This window comes from Solemya velum gill symbiont, from assembly GCF_002020255.1.
Classification (GTDB): Bacteria; Pseudomonadota; Gammaproteobacteria; order Chromatiales; family Chromatiaceae.
The window spans coordinates 47,638-64,635 of the sequence record NZ_MPQG01000002.1; the positions used below are offsets into that span (position 1 = coordinate 47,638).

General features: G+C 52.2%; 13 protein-coding genes. 10 read left to right on the top strand and 3 right to left on the bottom strand.

Annotated features, from left to right (window positions below):
- Window positions 1-77 precede the first annotated feature (77 nt).
- Entirely contained in the window at window positions 78-752 is a 675-nt protein-coding gene (locus BOW06_RS02330; RefSeq protein WP_078454291.1) for a Fe2+-dependent dioxygenase, read from the bottom strand.
- A gap of 68 nt (window positions 753-820) precedes the next feature.
- Between BOW06_RS02330 and BOW06_RS13025 the strand changes: the two genes are divergently transcribed.
- From BOW06_RS13025 to asd, 8 genes are all read left to right on the top strand, one after another.
- Window positions 821-1,411: a hypothetical protein gene (locus BOW06_RS13025; RefSeq protein ID WP_179115093.1), complete on the top strand. Its 591-nt coding sequence runs from the start codon at window positions 821-823 to the stop codon at window positions 1,409-1,411.
- Window positions 1,412-1,527: 116 nt separating this feature from the next.
- Window positions 1,528-2,565 carry a selenide, water dikinase SelD gene (gene selD, locus BOW06_RS02340; RefSeq protein ID WP_078454290.1) on the top strand — a complete coding sequence of 346 codons (1,038 nt, stop codon included), beginning with the start codon at window positions 1,528-1,530 and terminating at the stop codon, window positions 2,563-2,565.
- 20 nt (window positions 2,566-2,585) lie between these two features.
- On the top strand, window positions 2,586-3,707 hold the full coding sequence (gene mnmH / locus BOW06_RS02345; RefSeq protein WP_043116959.1) for a tRNA 2-selenouridine(34) synthase MnmH: 1,122 nt from the start codon (window positions 2,586-2,588) through the stop codon (window positions 3,705-3,707).
- A 209-nt stretch (window positions 3,708-3,916) separates the two neighbouring features.
- Window positions 3,917-6,430, top strand: coding sequence for a DUF6923 family protein (locus BOW06_RS02350; RefSeq protein ID WP_078462823.1), 2,514 nt, complete (start codon window positions 3,917-3,919; stop codon window positions 6,428-6,430).
- Window positions 6,431-6,690: 260 nt separating this feature from the next.
- The gene (locus BOW06_RS02355) at window positions 6,691-9,288 is read left to right on the top strand and encodes a LamG domain-containing protein (RefSeq protein WP_179115092.1); all 2,598 of its coding nucleotides are present in this window, start codon (window positions 6,691-6,693) and stop codon (window positions 9,286-9,288) included.
- Between the two features lie 244 nt (window positions 9,289-9,532).
- Window positions 9,533-10,696 carry a pyridoxal-phosphate-dependent aminotransferase family protein gene (locus BOW06_RS02360; protein ID WP_078454288.1) on the top strand — a complete coding sequence of 388 codons (1,164 nt, stop codon included), beginning with the start codon at window positions 9,533-9,535 and terminating at the stop codon, window positions 10,694-10,696.
- A 21-nt stretch (window positions 10,697-10,717) separates the two neighbouring features.
- Complete coding sequence (locus BOW06_RS02365) at window positions 10,718-11,356, top strand: SCO family protein (RefSeq protein ID WP_052132129.1); 639 nt, start codon at window positions 10,718-10,720, stop codon at window positions 11,354-11,356.
- Window positions 11,356-12,258 carry an archaetidylserine decarboxylase gene (gene asd / locus BOW06_RS02370; RefSeq protein ID WP_078454287.1) on the top strand — a complete coding sequence of 301 codons (903 nt, stop codon included), beginning with the start codon at window positions 11,356-11,358 and terminating at the stop codon, window positions 12,256-12,258. The genes BOW06_RS02365 and asd overlap by 1 nt, the downstream gene beginning before the upstream one ends.
- A 9-nt stretch (window positions 12,259-12,267) precedes the next feature.
- On the opposite strand, the gene BOW06_RS02375 is transcribed toward asd, so the two are convergent.
- Both BOW06_RS02375 and BOW06_RS02380 read right to left on the bottom strand, forming a co-directional pair.
- Window positions 12,268-12,915, bottom strand: a complete 648-nt coding sequence (locus BOW06_RS02375; protein WP_052132131.1) for a response regulator transcription factor — start codon at window positions 12,913-12,915, stop codon at window positions 12,268-12,270.
- On the bottom strand, window positions 12,912-15,470 hold the full coding sequence (locus BOW06_RS02380) for a PAS domain-containing sensor histidine kinase (RefSeq protein WP_078455108.1): 2,559 nt from the start codon (window positions 15,468-15,470) through the stop codon (window positions 12,912-12,914). Before BOW06_RS02380 ends, BOW06_RS02375 begins: the two co-directional genes overlap by 4 nt.
- A gap of 247 nt (window positions 15,471-15,717) precedes the next feature.
- On the opposite strand from BOW06_RS02380, the gene BOW06_RS02385 reads away from it, so the two are divergent.
- Window positions 15,718-15,906 (top strand): hypothetical protein, encoded by a 189-nt coding sequence (locus BOW06_RS02385; RefSeq protein WP_179116185.1) that lies wholly within the window; start codon window positions 15,718-15,720, stop codon window positions 15,904-15,906.
- A 272-nt stretch (window positions 15,907-16,178) separates the two neighbouring features.
- The gene (mutM, locus tag BOW06_RS02390; RefSeq protein WP_043116965.1) at window positions 16,179-16,991 is read left to right on the top strand and encodes a bifunctional DNA-formamidopyrimidine glycosylase/DNA-(apurinic or apyrimidinic site) lyase; all 813 of its coding nucleotides are present in this window, start codon (window positions 16,179-16,181) and stop codon (window positions 16,989-16,991) included.
- The last annotated feature ends 7 nt before the right edge of the window (window positions 16,992-16,998 follow it).

The window sequence follows — 16,998 nt, forward strand, 5'->3', positions numbered from 1 at the left end:
GAGTCTGAGAAGTCCGGGCATACTGTTCAGATTCCGGGCCGCCTCTTCGCTCTGCCCGGAATGACGGTTTTATACTTCTAAACCTCAGCCCACATACGCAACAGGTTGGCATAGGAGCGGTCAATCTGCTGATGCATCTCACTACCCGACTCCTGCTCGTTAAGCTGGTCACGTACTGTCACCAGGTCATACAACACTTCCCTGCGTGCAGGGTCACGAATCATACTCTGAATCCATGTCAACGCGACTGTGCGCTGGCCAGAGGTGACTTCCGCAACCTTATGCAGACTTGAAGATGGATAAAGTACAGCATCACCGGCATTGAGTTTGACCATCTTGTCGCCAAAGGTCGTGCGAATCACGAGTTCGCCACCCTCGTAAGTCTCAGGCGGATTGAGAAATATGGTCATCGAGACATCGGTTCTGAAACGTGGCCCGCCCGAGCCCATCACTGGCTCATCGATATGATCACCGTAAGTCATGCCGGATGTGTAACGTGCAATGATGAAATCGGCCATTTTTGCCGGCAAAGCAGCATTGTTGAAAATCGTGCTATGACCAAGGCTACTCATCAGAATGCGGTTGATCAGCTCCTGCCCCTCCTGGGTTGCCGCCAGCTCCTCGTTGTACTTGACCTTGGTCGCTGCCGTGCCTGCTGTCATGCGACCGTCGTGAAAAGCGGCACGTTTTGCGATCATGAAAATCTTACTGATTTGCGCCTCGTTGAGGAGGCCTGGTAATTCCAGCAACATGAGTAGTGTCTCCAGTCAGTGTTCTCTTGCTAGAATGTCACAATTCGAAGATGTAAAAAAGCACAGATATGGAACTTAAGGTAATTATTGAGGATCAGCTCTATACGCTGAATGTCCCCGAAGAGTTGCTGCAAAAGGCAGCGGAATTTTTCGACAAGATGGATGCAGACATGGACAAAGGCATCCAGATGAGCCGCCAGTGGGTACAGAAACCCGGGCTCATAGAGCGCCTGCAGCTTGTCGGCAACAAACTGCTCACAGCCATCGAGAACGAAAATGAGAATCTCGGGCGCATGATGGCTGGTTATATCCTGTCGCGTGCACCCAATATCGACACCATCGACCTGGATACATCCGGCGAAATGCAGGGTACAGAAATCACTTTCAAGGAGCAGGCGGCGCCTGTCTCTTTCGGCATGCCACCCGGTGCCAGCATGGGAATGGATCTAGAAGACCCCTACGGTATGGATCCTGCGCTGCGTGAAAATGCTGAGAAGAAAGTCTCAAGTGTTTTCAAGCAGGGGCGCGTCTATGCTTTCTCTGTCTACAATTCCAGGTCCGACAGCTGGGAAACCATCACGGTTGGAAAGGATGAGGCCGAAGCACAGCGAATGCGTGACGAGACGGTCATCAGCAAAATGCTGGAAATGGCGCATTAAGATCCAATCACCCCGGTGACGGGGCTCCTACAATCCTCATCCAACCCTGTAGGAGCGGCGCACTCGCCGTGATTAAGATAGAATATCCGATTCCTTGATAAATTAACCTTCCAAGCATGGATTCAGCACCAATACGACTAACCGAATACAGCCACGGCTCAGGCTGCGGCTGCAAAATCGCGCCCGGCGTACTCGAAAAGATTCTCAAGACAGAGATTCCACAAGCGCCCTTCCCGGAGTTGCTGGTAGGCAACCAGAGCAAGGATGATGCGGCAGCATTTGATCTCGGCAACGGCACCTCGGTCCTCAGCACAACCGACTTTTTCATGCCAATTGTTGATGATCCATTTGAATTTGGCCGGATTGCAGCAACCAATGCACTCAGCGACATCTATGCCATGGGCGGCAAACCCCTGATGGCGATTGCGATTCTCGGCTGGCCCATCGACAAACTACCACCCGAGGTTGCGCAGCGTGTCGTAGAAGGCGGGCGCAGTGCCTGTGCCGATGCCGGTATTCCACTCGCCGGTGGCCACTCAATCGATGCTCCCGAGCCCATGTTCGGTCTCGCCGTAACCGGCCTGGTGGAAAACCGCTTCCTGAAGCAGAATAACACTGCCTCCAGCGGCTGCCAGCTGTTTCTGACCAAGCCGCTCGGCATTGGCATTCTGTCGACTGCGCAAAAGAAAAAGCTGCTCGAAGACGACCACAGCCGCATCGCTCCCGATACCATGTGCCAATTGAACAAGATTGGCTCTGAGCTGGCTCAAATTGAAGGCATTGAGGCGCTCACTGATGTCACCGGGTTTGGCCTGCTCGGCCATCTCTCTGAAATTTGTGAAGGCAGTGGTATCTCGGCCATGGTCGATTTTGACTCTGTGCCAACACTGCCGCATACGCACACCTATCTCGACCTCGGCTGCTCCCCCGGCGGCGCACAACGCAATTTTGACAGCTATGGTGGCAAAATCGGTGACATGAGTGACAGGCAACGTTCACTACTGTGTGATCCACAAACCTCGGGAGGCCTGCTCGCCGTGGTTCGCCCCGAAGCGCTTGAAGAGTTCCACCAGTGCGCCAAGGCACATGGGCTGGAGTTACAGCCGATTGGTGAAACCATTGCAGCGACCAATCCGCTAATCCAGGTGCGATAACAGTTTCGGTGCCAGGTTCAATGCCAGACTCAACCAGGGAACTTCCCGTCATTTCCGTCTACCGCAAACTGCTGCGTGACGGCACGCCGCTGCTGGATGTGCGCGCACCGGTCGAATTTGAAAAAGGTGCATTTCCGGATACCACAAACCTGCCACTGCTGGCCGACGAAGAGCGCCACCAGATTGGCATCGAGTACAAGGAAGAGGGACACGATGCTGCGGTGGATCTAGGCAAGGAGCTCATCAGTGGTGAAATCAAGGACGCACGTGTCGCGGCCTGGATAGAATACGTCAAGGCACACCCCGAAGGCGCTCTCTACTGCTTTCGCGGCGGCATGCGTTCTCGCATCACGCAGATGTGGATAGAGGAAGCGACAGGCATCGCCTATCCGCGTATCGAAGGTGGCTACAAGGCGCTTCGGCGTTATCTTGTCGACCAGCTTGAAGACGAGATTCCGCAGCAGATTGATCCAGTCGTTATCGGCGGGCGTACCGGTGTCGGTAAAACCCGCCTGCTGGTTACCCTGCCCTATTTTGTCGACCTCGAAGGACTCGCGTGTCACCGCGGTTCAGCCTTTGGCAACTATGCCATCCCGCAGCCGACCCAGATCGACTTTGAGAACAGCCTCGCAATCGAGTTGATTCGCCTGATTGACAGTGGCCATCAAGCCTTCGCCGTGGAAGACGAAAGCCGCAATGTCGGCCGTGTGCACGTTAACCAGGAACTGCACGACCGCTTCGCTTCAGCACCGCTGGTGATTCTTGAGGCATCGCTCGATGAGCGTGTCGAGATCACTTTCGATGAATATGTCACCGAGGCGCTGGCCGAGTTCACCAATCTACATGGTGACGATACTGGCTTCGATGCATGGAAGAGCTACGTTATAGACGCTTTTACACGTATTCGCCGTCGACTCGGCGGTGAGCGACATCAGATCATGATGCAGCAGATCGAAACGGCTATGCAACTACATCAAAACCAAAACAGGCCGGATACCCACAAGGCGTGGATTGCCGACCTGCTCGAAAACTACTACGACCCCATGTACGACTACCAGCTGTCGAAAAAACAGGAACGCATCATCTTCTCAGGAAACCGGGAAGCGGCGGCAGAATTCCTGACAACACGTCTCTCCCGATAGCTCCATACGCCAGATCCTTCCATGTTGAAGTCAATACCGCAATGACTCCAACAGCGATACTCAACGCTATATAACTAAACACTGTTCATATGTATATGTTTAGTCTAGTCTCATTACAATGTACTATTGTTTATGTTTATCTTTGCAGCAAACAAGGGACTTTCTGTGCATGAAAAAAACCAGTTCAACAAGAGACCAGAGAAGCCTCAATGCCAAGTAGAAACAGCCTGATCACGGCTGGCTGGGTTGGTACCCTATTACTGCTGCTATTCACAACCAACCTGCAGGCACAAACCTGCGATTACTCCGGGCTCACACTTGCAGCTCGCTACACGCTCGACAATGTCACCACAGACTCCTCCGGAAACGGGAATGATCCTGTCAATACGCCCGGCCTGACTTTCAACAACTCGGACATGATCGAGGGCACACATTCAGGCCAGTACAATACAGCCGGTATGCAGTTGACAACCGGGGCGAACGGTACCTTCCTGACCGAAGTAATAACAACCAGAAGCCTCTCCATGTTCATCAAGCCCTCGGCACTCAATACAGGCCAGGTACTGTATGATGAGGGTGGCCCTAAGGGGGGGTCCGGTGTTACCGGCATCTCTCTGCGCCTTACCTCATCAGGCAACCTCGAACTGAACGTGGCTGACCACGGAACCATCAACACCTCAAGCTTTCCATTTCCAACTGACGGTAACTGGCATCAGGTTGGCTTTGTCTATGACGGCACGACGCCCTCCCCGAATATGGCATGGATCTACCTCGATGGTTATCCAGTAAATGCGTCCAGTGGAGTTGACAACATTCGCGGGCATGCTGGCGGCGAAGGCGGCGGCATATTTGACTATTTTGACGGCCTTGTCGGAAACATCACAGGCTATGGACCCTACACAGGCCTGATGGACGAAGTCACCATCTTCAACGCGGCACTGACACCGAAACAGATGCTGGATGTCGCTAATAGCTGTACGCCAGCGGCGGACAATTTCCTCAAAGACCTCACCGCCATGAGTTGCAGTTCAGATGCCTATATCGTGCAGGGTGCTACAGAATCCGCATGGAGTTCTGTTGTCCTTCATACGGGTGTCTCTACATCAGAAACGGATGATCATGGTTCCGGCCTTAACGCCATCGGCTACAACCGCCAGGACAACCGCATCTGGGGTTATGACAAGGAGAATTTTGACGGGCGTCTCAGCGTTTCGATCAAGAGCGGCTTCACCTGGAATACAAAACTGGTCGGCCCCATTCCCGAGCTGGTCGGTATCAACAACCTGGTTGTCGGTGATGTCGACGACAACGGTAATCTTTACCTCGCGCCGCACAGTGGAAGCGTCACAGCCCACGTCATCGACGTCAACCCAACATCGGCCACCTACCTGACACGCACCGGTACCCGCACCATCAACTGGCCCACCGGCTCTAACTCTGACTGGGTCTTCAATAATACGGACGACATGCTCTACGCCGTCAACAACGATACAGGAGCAAACCTGATCCAGGTCGATCCGTCTGACGGCAGCGTCACTGACCTTGGAACATCGGGTGCAGACGACGACACCTACGGCGGCATCTTCGGAGACGTCAACGGCTTCATCTACGCCATTGCAAACAGTGACGGTGATATCTTCCGCATCGACCTGAGAAACGATCCCGGTTCTGATTACGACGAGACCAGGACTCTACAACTGTCGACAGCCACATCGTCAACCGACAACGACGGCGCACGCTGTGTGACCGCAGGACTCTTTATGGACTTCGGTGACATCGATGCCGCCAATATCGACACCACGCTGGCTGACAACGGGCCAAGGCATGCGGTGATCGGATTTTCCGGCGGAACCACCGATCTGATGATTGGTACCGGTATCGATATTGAACTCGATGTGACGCCTGATTCAGACGCAACTGCAGATGGTGCCGATGAAGGTGGCGTTATCTTCAACACATCGCTTGGCGATATCCTCACAGCCGCGGTCACAGTGACAAACAGTACCCGCAGTGATGCCACCCTGTGCGGATGGGTTGACGCTGATGCCGACGGTTTACTCGAAACCAGCGAAAGGCAGTGTTCAACAGCGGCCAACCCGGGAGGCAGTTTCAACTGGACACTGACCGGAACCGGTGTTACCAACCACTACAGTCGTTTTCGTCTCTGCTCAATCTCTGCAGACTGCCAGGCAACCACCGGAGTTGCAGGCATTGGCGAAGTTGAGGATTACGTTATCGCCTATGATGCCACCTCGACGACAATTGAAGTCATCAGGCTCACCAGCATGCCGGTCGGCCAGGTGTTCACTTCACTGGGCATTGAATCGATGACTCTCCCTGACCTGCACGCCCTGCTCTCTTCATGGGATACGCAAGCTGCGGGCAACGGTGTCGAAAAATCTCGCGAAGAACTGTTAAATGGACTGCGCAACTTTCTCGACCCGGACGACGATGACCGTATCGCGGTACTGCGCTGGCAGACAGCAGACGAAAGCGGCACCGTCGGCTTTTTTGCCGAGCGCAAGGGTGAGCAGGAGTGGAATTGGCAACGTATCAATAAAAACCTGCTTCCAGGACTAATAGATGCACCGCTCGGTGCTGAATACATGCTACTGGATCCGAATGCTAAAGAGGGAGGCAGCTACATCTACCAGATAATTGAACAGGAGGCCTGGGCCTCACAAAAAAGCTACGGGCCTTACATCCTGGAGATGCCTCGTTAGTCATTGCTCTTTGGCCCCCTTGGTCACGGATTGAACAGGACTAGTCAATAAAATGACTCAAATGCCTAACTTTCTACTTTAGTCACAACTTTATGCTTTGCACTTTTATTCCATTAAACGCATTGCTTTCTTGTTGATACCCTACCTATAATCAGCTTTATGAAGCTGTGACAGCCAGTGAATTCACGAGGCAGTCACAACTATTTCACCAGGACGGTATACCGGTTTCGACCGGCACTTCAACACGGATGGTTGATCAAATGAATAATATAGCCTGCTCACACTCGTCTCGTTTCTTTTCCTGCTGTTTTCTCGCACTGACTGCCTCACTGGCACTAGTAAGTACGCTACAGGCACAAACCTGCTCCTATCCTGTCACACCGGAAGCACGCTACACACTCGATAGCACCACTGCGGACTCCTCGGGAAACAGCCATAATCCTGTCAACTCACCATCCCTGACCTACAACAGTACAGATTTTGTCGAAGGCACCCATTCAGCCAGACGTAATACTGCTGGCATGCAACTCAATGACGGTACCTTCCTGGAAGACGGTTTCATAACGAAAAGCCTTTCGATGTATATCAAACCATCAACACTGACAGGCACTGACCAGGTGCTCTTTGAAGAGGGAAATGCAGTCAATGGCATCATATTGCTACTCAACAGTAGCGGGAATATTCAACTGACTGTTGAAAGTAATTCCGGAATCAGAACCATTGAATCGCCGTTTCCTACAGATGGCAACTGGCATCAGGTTGGCTTTGTTTATGATGGAAACGCGGCGGTGAATACTTCCTGGATCTATCTCGATGGCTATCCGGTCAATTCTGCTTCCTCTGTAGGCAACTTGTCTCCGCATATTGATGGAGGTGGCTTGTTTGAGCAATTTGGCCAGGCAGCCGGCGCAATAACTGCGTCTCAATATACCGGGCAGATGGATGAAGTCACGATCTTCTCAGCTGCCCTGACGCCGAAGAACATGCTGGATATCACCAGTTGTGGAGGCAGTGGTGGTGGCGCTGGTGAAGCCACGGTTGCAGACCTGTTGACAGAACAGGGCACCATGGAGTGCGGTTCAGACGGCTACCTGGTGCACACCACTGCGACGACCAAGTCAACCTGGCGGACCGTAGACCTGATCACCAGCGCCTATACCCAGTCCGATGACAATCTTGACAGCACCATCAATGCCATTGGCTATAACGTCATGGACAACCGGGTCTGGGGATACAACAAGGAAGATGGTGATGGCAGCCTGAGCGTTTCCGTTGTTGACAACGTTGGCAACTGGACGACGCAAATCATTGGCAAGGCAGTCGACCTCGACTCGCTCAGCAACCTCAATGTCGGCACTGTCGATGACCAGGGGCGCTACTGCCTGTCACCCAGCACATCAGGCATCCACACGGTTCAGGTCGTAGACCTTGACCCTGCATCGGCGAACTACCTGATGAAAATTGATAACTTTTCAGTGACCTGGCCAAGCGGTCAAACCCCGGACTGGGCCTTTAACCCGATTGACGATCATCTCTACGCCATCAACTACAATTCGAGCGTTGGTAGTGATTTTCCCAAGCTCTTGCAAATCGTTGTACCCGTACTTGATGGAGACGCGTCAACCATGGAGACAGCCACCGTCAACAACCTCGGCATTGCCCTGAATGATGGCGTCAAGGATGTCTTCGGCGGCGTCTATTTTGATGACGACGGCTATTTCTATGCGCAGGGCAATGGCACAGGATTTCTATATCGCCTCGATCTGCGTGATGTCTCCGGATCAGGCTTCAATAATGCAAACACAGTAATCATCGCAAATGGCTCAACATCCACTGAGAATGACGGTACCCGCTGTCTGTCAAGTACGGTCAAGCCGCCTACCCCGTTAGAAAGGGATTTTGGAGACATCAATGCTCTCGGCATCAATACATCACTGCAGCAAGACGGCCCACGCCACGCAGTCATCGGCCTAAGTAGCAGCGTGACAGACCTGATGATCGGTTCCAGTATCGATGTAGAGGAAGATGCCGCATCCAATGCTGCCGCTACTGCAGATGGCTCCGAGGAGGGTGTCAGCTTTACATCCTCTTTAGGCGATGTGGTCACTGCAACTGTCTCAGTGACTAACAACACGGGAGAAGACGCCAGACTGTGCGCCTGGCTTGATGCTGATGCCGACAGCACATTCGAAGCAGGTGAAAGGCAGTGTTCAACTGCTGCAGACCCGGGCGGCGACTTTGACTGGACGCTGACAGGGGGTACCGGCAACTACTACAGCCGCTTTCGCCTATGTGACCTGCCCGGTACCAATACAGGTGACTGCGACGGCCCTGATGGTGTCGCCGGCAACGGCGAGGTTGAGGACTACCTGATTTCCTACAATGCGACTGCAGCCACGATTACCACAATTCGTCTCGATGGCATGCGTCCGGATCAGATTCTGGCACAGCTTGATATCGCCTCGATGTCATCACAACAGCTCTTCGGCCTGCTCTCGATATGGAATCCTGAAGTTGCAGCAAGTATGGCAGAGGCCTCACACGCGGAACTGGCTGAAGCCCTGCGTAACCATCTCGATCCCGACAGCGATGTCACCACGGCTGCGCTGCGCTGGGAAACAGTGGAAGAGAATGGAACTGTTGGTTTCTATGCCGAGCGCAGGGATTCTCCGGATTCGCAATGGCAACGTATCAATGAAAAGCTTCTGCCCGGACTCATCGATGCACCACTCGGAGGTGAATACATGTTGTTTGATCCCGAGGCAGAAACCGGCCAAAACTACCAGTACCAGCTGATTGAGCAGGAAGCCTGGGGAACGCAAAAAACCTACGGTCCTTATGAACTGCGACTGCAATAGCAGCTCACACGCCAGCCCGAGCAACTCCTTGTTGCTCTGGAAACACGACTCGTCACCCCGGGCTTGACCCGGGGTTCATCACGAAATGTGCAACAACTCATGAATACCGACATGTTAACTGTATGACAAGAAAGTAAAAATGCTGCATTGCACATTGATATCCATAGTTTTTTTCCTGTTGCCGAGCGTTGAACACACCCATATACTTCAGCATTGATCAAATTTCAGCGTAGTAACAGACAAGATGACAACTTCATTCATACCCCCGCTCCGGACTCTCATGGGCCCCGGCCCTTCTGACGTTAACCCCCGCATTCTGGAGGCGTTGAGCCGCCCGACAATCGGACATCTCGATCCCGCATTTACAGACATGATGGAAGAGACCAAGGCACTGCTGCAGTATGCGTTTCAGACCAGCAACAGGCTCACCATGCCCGTTTCTGCACCCGGTTCAGCCGGTATGGAGACCTGCTTTGCCAACCTGGTGGAAGCAGGCGACAAGGTTATCGTGTGCCAGAATGGTGTATTCGGTGGTCGTATGAAAGAGAATGTCACGCGCTGTGGTGGTACAGCCGTGATGGTGGAAACTGAATGGGGCCGTGCGATCAACCTCAATGCGACCGAAGATGCGCTCAAGGCAAACCCTGATGCCAATATCCTCGCTTTCGTCCACGCTGAAACATCTACCGGTGCCCAGTCGGATGCAAAAGCCTTGTGTGAATTGGCGCGCAAGTATGACTGCCTGACAATTGTCGACGCCGTGACCTCACTTGGTGGTACACCAGTACTTGTCGATGAATGGGGAATCGATGCGATCTACTCCGGTTCACAGAAATGTCTCTCCTGCACTCCAGGCCTCTCGCCGGTCAGCTTCAGCGACAAGGCAACAGACAAAATCTCGAACCGCAAAACACCTGTTCAGAGCTGGTTTCTCGATCTCAACCTGGTGATGGCATACTGGAATTCAGAAGGTCCTCGCTCCTATCACCATACTGCGCCAGTCAACTCACTCTACGCCCTCCACGAGGCATTACTGATTCTCAAGGAAGAAGGCCTCGAGAATTCATGGGCGCGTCACCAAAAGAACCACGAAATGCTCAAGGCGGGTCTTGAATCCATGGGTATCGAATTTATCGTGCCGGAAGCGGAGCGCCTGCCACAACTGAATGCCGTGGCCATTCCCGACGGAGTCAATGATGCCGAGGTTCGCTCCAGGCTGCTGCATGAGTTCAATCTTGAGATTGGTGCCGGACTCGGCCCGCTGGCGGGTAAAATCTGGCGTATCGGCCTGATGGGCTATGCAAGCAACACTGACAATATCAAGCTTTGCCTGAATGCGTTAGGGACGGTTCTCAACGAGTCGGGTTATAATGTCGACATTGAGGCGGCTCTCAAGGCCGCTGGCTAATACTATCGATACGAGAAACAGATGCGACGAAACTCCGGCCTCAAACGGCTGATCACCATCATTGCAGCAGTTGCTGCCCTGGGTGGTGGTTATTACCTTGGCAACCTCAACAAAGACCTGGTCCAAGCGAAACCGCAAAGTGCGATCGTGTTCGAGAACGGGCGACCCCTGAAGCCCTTCACGATGCACACCGCAAGTGACAGCGAGTTCAACAATGAAGACTTGCTGGGCAAGTGGTCATTTCTCTATTTCGGTTATACATTTTGTCCGGACATCTGCCCCACCACCCTGACACAGTTCGTGCTGATAACGAACCGTCTCTCGGGTGACAAGGAGCTGCTCGACAAGAGCCAGTTCATCATGTTCTCTGTCGATCCTGAGCGTGACTCAGCGGAAAAGCTTGAAGCCTATATGACACACTTTCATCCCGGTTTCATCGGTGCGACAGGTAGTCGCGAGGCGATTGATTCAATCACGCAGGACCTCGGTGTATATTACAAGCTGCATGAGCCGGATGAGAATGGACACTACCCGGTGGATCACACATCTGCAGTGATGCTGGTCGATCCCGAGGGCAATCTCGCAGCTATCTATAGTTCGATAACAGACCCTAAAGTCGCTGCCGGTGATTTTCAGCTGATCGCCAACCAGGCAGAATAATGGGGCTTCCTGTCATCCAAACGGGAGATAAGGCACCTCTCGGAAAAAGGCTGTTCATCCTCCTGCAGCAGCTGATTCCACAGCACTTTCTGTCGTCCCTGATGTACGCACTGGCACGTAGTGAGATCGGCTTCATCAAGAACAGCGTCATTCGCATCGTCAACTGGATGTTTGATATCAACATGCAGGATGCCGTTGTCAAAGATCCGCTTGCCTATCCAAGTTTCAACGCCTTCTTTACGCGTGCACTTGAACCCGCAAGCAGGCCGTTGGATTCCAATTCGACCACGATTATCAGCCCGGTCGATGGCGCCGTGAGCCAGGCAGGCCATATAGAGAGCGGCCTGCTCTTTCAGGCCAAGGGCATTCACTACTCGATTACAGCCCTTCTCGGCGGCGATGCTGAAACTGCAAAACGTTTCTCCGATGGAGATTTTGCAACCATCTATCTGTCACCACGCGATTACCACCGTATACACATGCCGGTTGACGGAAAACTCTCCAGCATGACCCATGTACCTGGCGAGCTCTTCAGTGTAAATGAAACCACCACATCTTTAATTCCGGGCCTGTTTGCACGCAATGAACGTATCATCAATCTCTTCGAGACGCCAGCCGGACCGATGGCCCTGATCATGGTTGGAGCGATATTTGTCGGCAGCATGGATACCGTGTGGGCAGGTACTGTCACACCGTCATCAAAACGTATCAGCCACCAGGAGTACCTCGATCAGCCACATGCGGAAATCAGCCTTGAAAAAGGCGAAGAGATGGGACGCTTCAACATGGGTTCAACCGTTATCCTGCTGTTCGGTAAGAACCAGGTGAATCTGGACGGGATGATTGCTGCTGGCAGGGAAGTAAAAATGGGTGAGCGTATCGGCACCCGAATTCAGGCGTAAAGAGCGGCCCTACTCAACAGCTGGCGTGGTCGTGCCACTGCAGATAATTGCCATACGGACCAGCTCCGCGAGTGAACCTGCCTCCATCTTTTCCATCACGCGTGCACGGTGTGCTTCAACAGTTTTTGCGCTGACATCAAGTCGCGAGGCGATCTCCTTGTTCGAGAGACCACTGGTCACCATCTCCATAACTTCCTGCTCACGCCGCGTGAGCTGCGCCATGCGTGCAAGTATTTCTGACTGACTGGCCCTGCTCTCACGCTGTGCGGCATCCACGACAAGTGCACGTCTTATTGCCTTGAGCAATACCTCGTCATCGAATGGCTTCTCGATAAAGTCGCGTGCGCCGGCCTTCATCGCCTTGACTGCCATTGCGATATCACCATGACCTGTAATGATGATCACTGGTGCGCGTATTTCCCGCTCCTCAAGCTGCGATTGTAGTTTGAGCCCAGACATTCCCGGCATGCGAACATCCAACAGCAGACAGCCTGCCTGCCCCGGATAATAGCTTTCGAGAAACTTCTGGGCTGATTCAAAGGTCTCGACCTCGAGCCCATCTGACTCAATCAGCCAGCGTAACGAACTGCGCATCGCTTCATCGTCATCAACGACAAAAACCTTGCCCGTGATTTTTTTGTCACTACTATCACTCATGCGATCTGTTTATTCCTTGCTAATAGCGGGAGAGAGAGTCTGAAAGTCGCACCACCCAATTCTCCAGAAGAGACATGAATTCTACCATCATGTTCCTCGATAATGCTCTGCGAGATGGCCAGTCCCATACCCATACCCGTGGTCTTGGTACTAAAAAAGGGCTCAAACAGATGTTCCATCGCCTGTTCCGAAATTCCCGGACCATTGTCCTCGATCAGAATGACCAGGTTGTCATTCTCAAAGCGTGTACTGATTCGGATTTTACCCTCAACCCCGCTGGCTGCAATCGCATCAATGGCATTACGCAACAAGTTAAGAATCACCTGTTCAACCTGCACCAGGTCAAGCGGGATGGGTGGCAAGTCGCTGCCAGCGTCAAATTCGACATCCAGGCGTGCCTTGCGGATTTCGAAATCCATAAATGAGAGGACTTCACGAATCATCTCGTTAACATCAACTGATTGACGCACCCTGCTCTGTCTTTCCACCAGGCCTCGCAACCACTTGATAATCTGTGCTGCGCGCGTTGCCTGTGCAGTGATATTCTCGAGCGGTTCGAGCAACTCCTCACCACTTGCACCACGCACAAAGCGACGCTTGGCACCATTGGCGTAGTTGATAATTGCCGACAGCGGCTGGTTGAGTTCGTGTGCCAGCCCGGTGGCCATCTCTCCCATGCTACTGACACGACAGACATGAATCAGTTCGTTCTGGTGGCGTCGCGCCTCCTCCTCGGCAAGACGCGTCTCCGTGACATCACGTGCATAGAGGTTGACATACTCAAGCTCGGGTATCGGTGACAACATGATCGAGTAGACGGCGTCTTCCGTTTTAACTTCACGCTCAAAGTCTTCGCCGCTTGAGAGCGCCTCTGCAACACGAATACGCCACTCAAGCGGTAGCTCCTGCATGCGTCCACTATGCCAGAAAGCCATCAAGGGTTCGCTCGCCTGGTTGGCATACTGAATAATACCCTGCTTGTCGATACGCAGGATGGGAGACGGGCTTTCACTCGGGAAAGCAGCAAGAGCACGAATCTCATTTTCCTGCCTGCGGCGCTCTGAAATATCGTGAAAGTAAAAGGTAAACAGCACCTCGTCACGGAGCTGAATTGACTGGATAGCAATTTCGACAGGAAAACGACTGCCGTCTGACCTCTGTGCCACCAGTTCGGAACGCGCATCATTGAAATCCTTCGCACGCTGACACTCGGCGAACAGGTTGAGAAAATAGATCCTGCTTTCCGGTGCGATGAGACGTTCAACTGACAGGTTATCGACGACCTCATCTTCACTATAATCGAACTCCTCCTCGGCAGTTGGATTGAAGTCGATGATGGTGCCGTCACTGGTGGTTGTAATGATTGAATCAACCGAGGCATCCATAATGGCACTGGTGAGTGCTTCCTTCTCGAGTATCTCGGATTCATGCCTGCTGCGCATATCCTCACGGGCCTCGCGTACCAGGTTGATAAACTGCTTCATCCACTCCTCCAGCACCATCAACTGGTTACCACTGCGCGCTACCGGCTGGCTGATCCCCAAGGCACGCTGGGAGAAGTCGGAGAGACGTTTCAACGCCCGGCTGAGACGATTTGAAACCAGCATGAAAAGGAGTGAGAAGAAGATAATAAAACTGAAAGCAACAATGGCACGCTGACGCCGTTCAAGCGCGATAACAGAGCGACGCAGTTCGCGCACACTTGCTTTCGGGATCATGGTTGCAAAGAGCAAATTGCTGTTCGCACCACCATATTCGGCAAATGATTGTGTGGTTACAGCGTATTTTTTGTCCAGTTGATCCAGTGTCACACCCTTACCAATTACTTCCGGATCACTGCTATTGAGTATCACCTGGGTGGCACCATCAACAACAGCCGTGAGTGCCTCTGTGACAAGACCTCTCTGTGCTGAAGAGAGAAAGATTGCATCAACAGGCACAACCATCACCAGGGTGCCCATGATGTTGTAGGCCGCATCCTCCGCTACAGTCGCTGCCAGCAGGTAAGGCTCACCATCAATGTCGGTCAGAATGGTCTGTGGTGATGAAATATAGGAGGCAAGCTGTGACAACAACTCTTCCGGAAGAACCGTTTGTTGCAGGCGATACTCCTCGCGTATCTGACCCTGGGTATCAAGAAGCATGATATGAGTCGGTGAAGCAAGGGGTTTCCAGCGCTCAGGCTCAGGCAACCAATTGGGTTGTTTGTCTGTATACAGAAGTCTTGGTTCCTGGTCATCAGGGAACCAGTAGACAGGATTAAGATAGTTGGCCAGTTTCCTGTGATTGGAGAGCAGCCGGATGGTGGTCTCGTAACTCTGTACCGAGTGATCAAAATGTATCAGTGCCTCACGGGCGCGCTGATCGAGGTTGCTTTGGAGCTGTTCGTCGTAGATCTTGTTAACCGCATCTTTCTGAACGGTATCTATCACTTCCCACAGTGCATATCCTGCCAGTAAGCCGAAAAATGCAGCAAACAGGGACATTGGCGTATAACGCAGGATCGCACGCCCCAACTGGCGCAGCTTCTCGTTCAACATGTGAAGAAGTTTCATGCAGAGACGATAATCAATTTAGATAAAAGCTACAAGTAACAGGCGCTGTCTTCCAGAAAAAACTGCTTTGATTAGCCATATTGTGTCAAATCAGATGGATTTTGCAGGAAAACCCTGTCAATTCTCATATCCACGATACATGTAGGTAAATTCCTACAAAAAGTTCAGAAAAACCCTCTACCAACTTCTTTGTTAAAGCACTAGATTTACTCATACAACATGGCTAAATAACAAGGAGAGTGACATGTTGAAATCGAGTGTTATCTATTCAAAAATAACGAGGCAGTTAATCACTGAATCAGACACTCATGATGTACCTGCCACCATTGCAGAAATGCATAAGGGAAACCTGGATATGGAACTGTTTCATGTCAGGCAATGGGCAGTGAAAAAAGGTCTCATTAAACCAAATGAGGAAATTGTCGCATTCGACTAGGGATGGAAACACTTGCTGAAAACCCGGTGCTGATGACTCAATAGCCAGGCGATCTGCAAGACCTGCATTGAAGGGGCATTTTCATCATAAATCAACCGCATAAATTCTTATCCTTATAGTTTTTAGTAACGCAAGGTATACATATCACGACACAAGGAAAGGGATTTCACACGAAAATCGCATTACCATGCTCTGCGCAACCTAGACCTGACAGGAGCATCCTTTATACTAGGGACTCCTGTCCTCTCTTTCATAAAGCCTCGTAAAACACCATGCCGGAACTGCCCGAAGTTGAAACAACAAAACGCGGCATCGAGCCATACCTGGAAGCAAAACGCATCACAGATATCGTGGTGCGAAACGCTTCCTTGCGCCAGCCTGTTACTGCAAACATTGCCGAGTGCTGCAAGGGACAACGCATACTCTCTGTTTCCAGGCGTGGGAAATACCTGCTGATTGCCACAGCAAATGGCAATATCCTCATTCACCTGGGGATGTCAGGCAGCCTGCGCGTCGTACCTGCCAAAACGCCAGCGCAGAAGCATGATCATGTCGATCTTGTCGTTGGCAAGCAGGCCGTGCGTCTGCGTGATCCTCGACGTTTTGGCCTGTTTCTGTGGAGCGAAGAGGAGCTTGCTGAACACCCGTTACTTAAATACCTCGGTCCCGAGCCTCTCGATGATGCGTTCACAGGTGAGTATCTGTGGAAGATGTCGAGGAAGCGACGTGTTGCAATCAAGAACTTCATCATGAACAGCCACATCGTTGTCGGAGTTGGCAATATCTACGCAAACGAGGCGCTGTTTATGTGTGGTATCCGCCCTACCCGCCAGGCAGGAATAATCTCAAGAGCCGACTACGAACGCCTGGCGACGAATATCAGGAGAGTACTTGAAGAGGCGATCAGGCAGGGAGGAACAACCCTGAAGGATTTCCGTAACGAGGAAGGTAAACCGGGTTATTTTGCGCAAGAACTGCAAGTGTATGGTCGTGCTGGTGAGGCGTGTAGCTGTTGTGGAGAAACAATCAGGAGCAAGGTGATTGGTCAACGTTCCAGTTTTTACTGCAGTAAGTGCCAGAAATAGTGCGACA

Bases quoted from the DNA above. Each gene is read 5' to 3' on its own strand.
- BOW06_RS02330 (WP_078454291.1), bottom strand. From the start codon at position 752: ATGTTGCTGGAATTACCAGGCCTCCTCAACGAGGCGCAAATCAGTAAG.
- BOW06_RS13025 (WP_179115093.1), top strand. From the start codon at position 821: ATGGAACTTAAGGTAATTATTGAGGATCAGCTCTATACGCTGAATGTC.
- selD (WP_078454290.1), top strand. From the start codon at position 1,528: ATGGATTCAGCACCAATACGACTAACCGAATACAGCCACGGCTCAGGC.
- mnmH (WP_043116959.1), top strand. From the start codon at position 2,586: ATGCCAGACTCAACCAGGGAACTTCCCGTCATTTCCGTCTACCGCAAA.
- BOW06_RS02350 (WP_078462823.1), top strand. From the start codon at position 3,917: ATGCCAAGTAGAAACAGCCTGATCACGGCTGGCTGGGTTGGTACCCTA.
- BOW06_RS02355 (WP_179115092.1), top strand. From the start codon at position 6,691: ATGAATAATATAGCCTGCTCACACTCGTCTCGTTTCTTTTCCTGCTGT.
- BOW06_RS02360 (WP_078454288.1), top strand. From the start codon at position 9,533: ATGACAACTTCATTCATACCCCCGCTCCGGACTCTCATGGGCCCCGGC.
- BOW06_RS02365 (WP_052132129.1), top strand. From the start codon at position 10,718: ATGCGACGAAACTCCGGCCTCAAACGGCTGATCACCATCATTGCAGCA.
- asd (WP_078454287.1), top strand. From the start codon at position 11,356: ATGGGGCTTCCTGTCATCCAAACGGGAGATAAGGCACCTCTCGGAAAA.
- BOW06_RS02375 (WP_052132131.1), bottom strand. From the start codon at position 12,915: ATGAGTGATAGTAGTGACAAAAAAATCACGGGCAAGGTTTTTGTCGTT.
- BOW06_RS02380 (WP_078455108.1), bottom strand. From the start codon at position 15,470: ATGAAACTTCTTCACATGTTGAACGAGAAGCTGCGCCAGTTGGGGCGT.
- mutM (WP_043116965.1), top strand. From the start codon at position 16,179: ATGCCGGAACTGCCCGAAGTTGAAACAACAAAACGCGGCATCGAGCCA.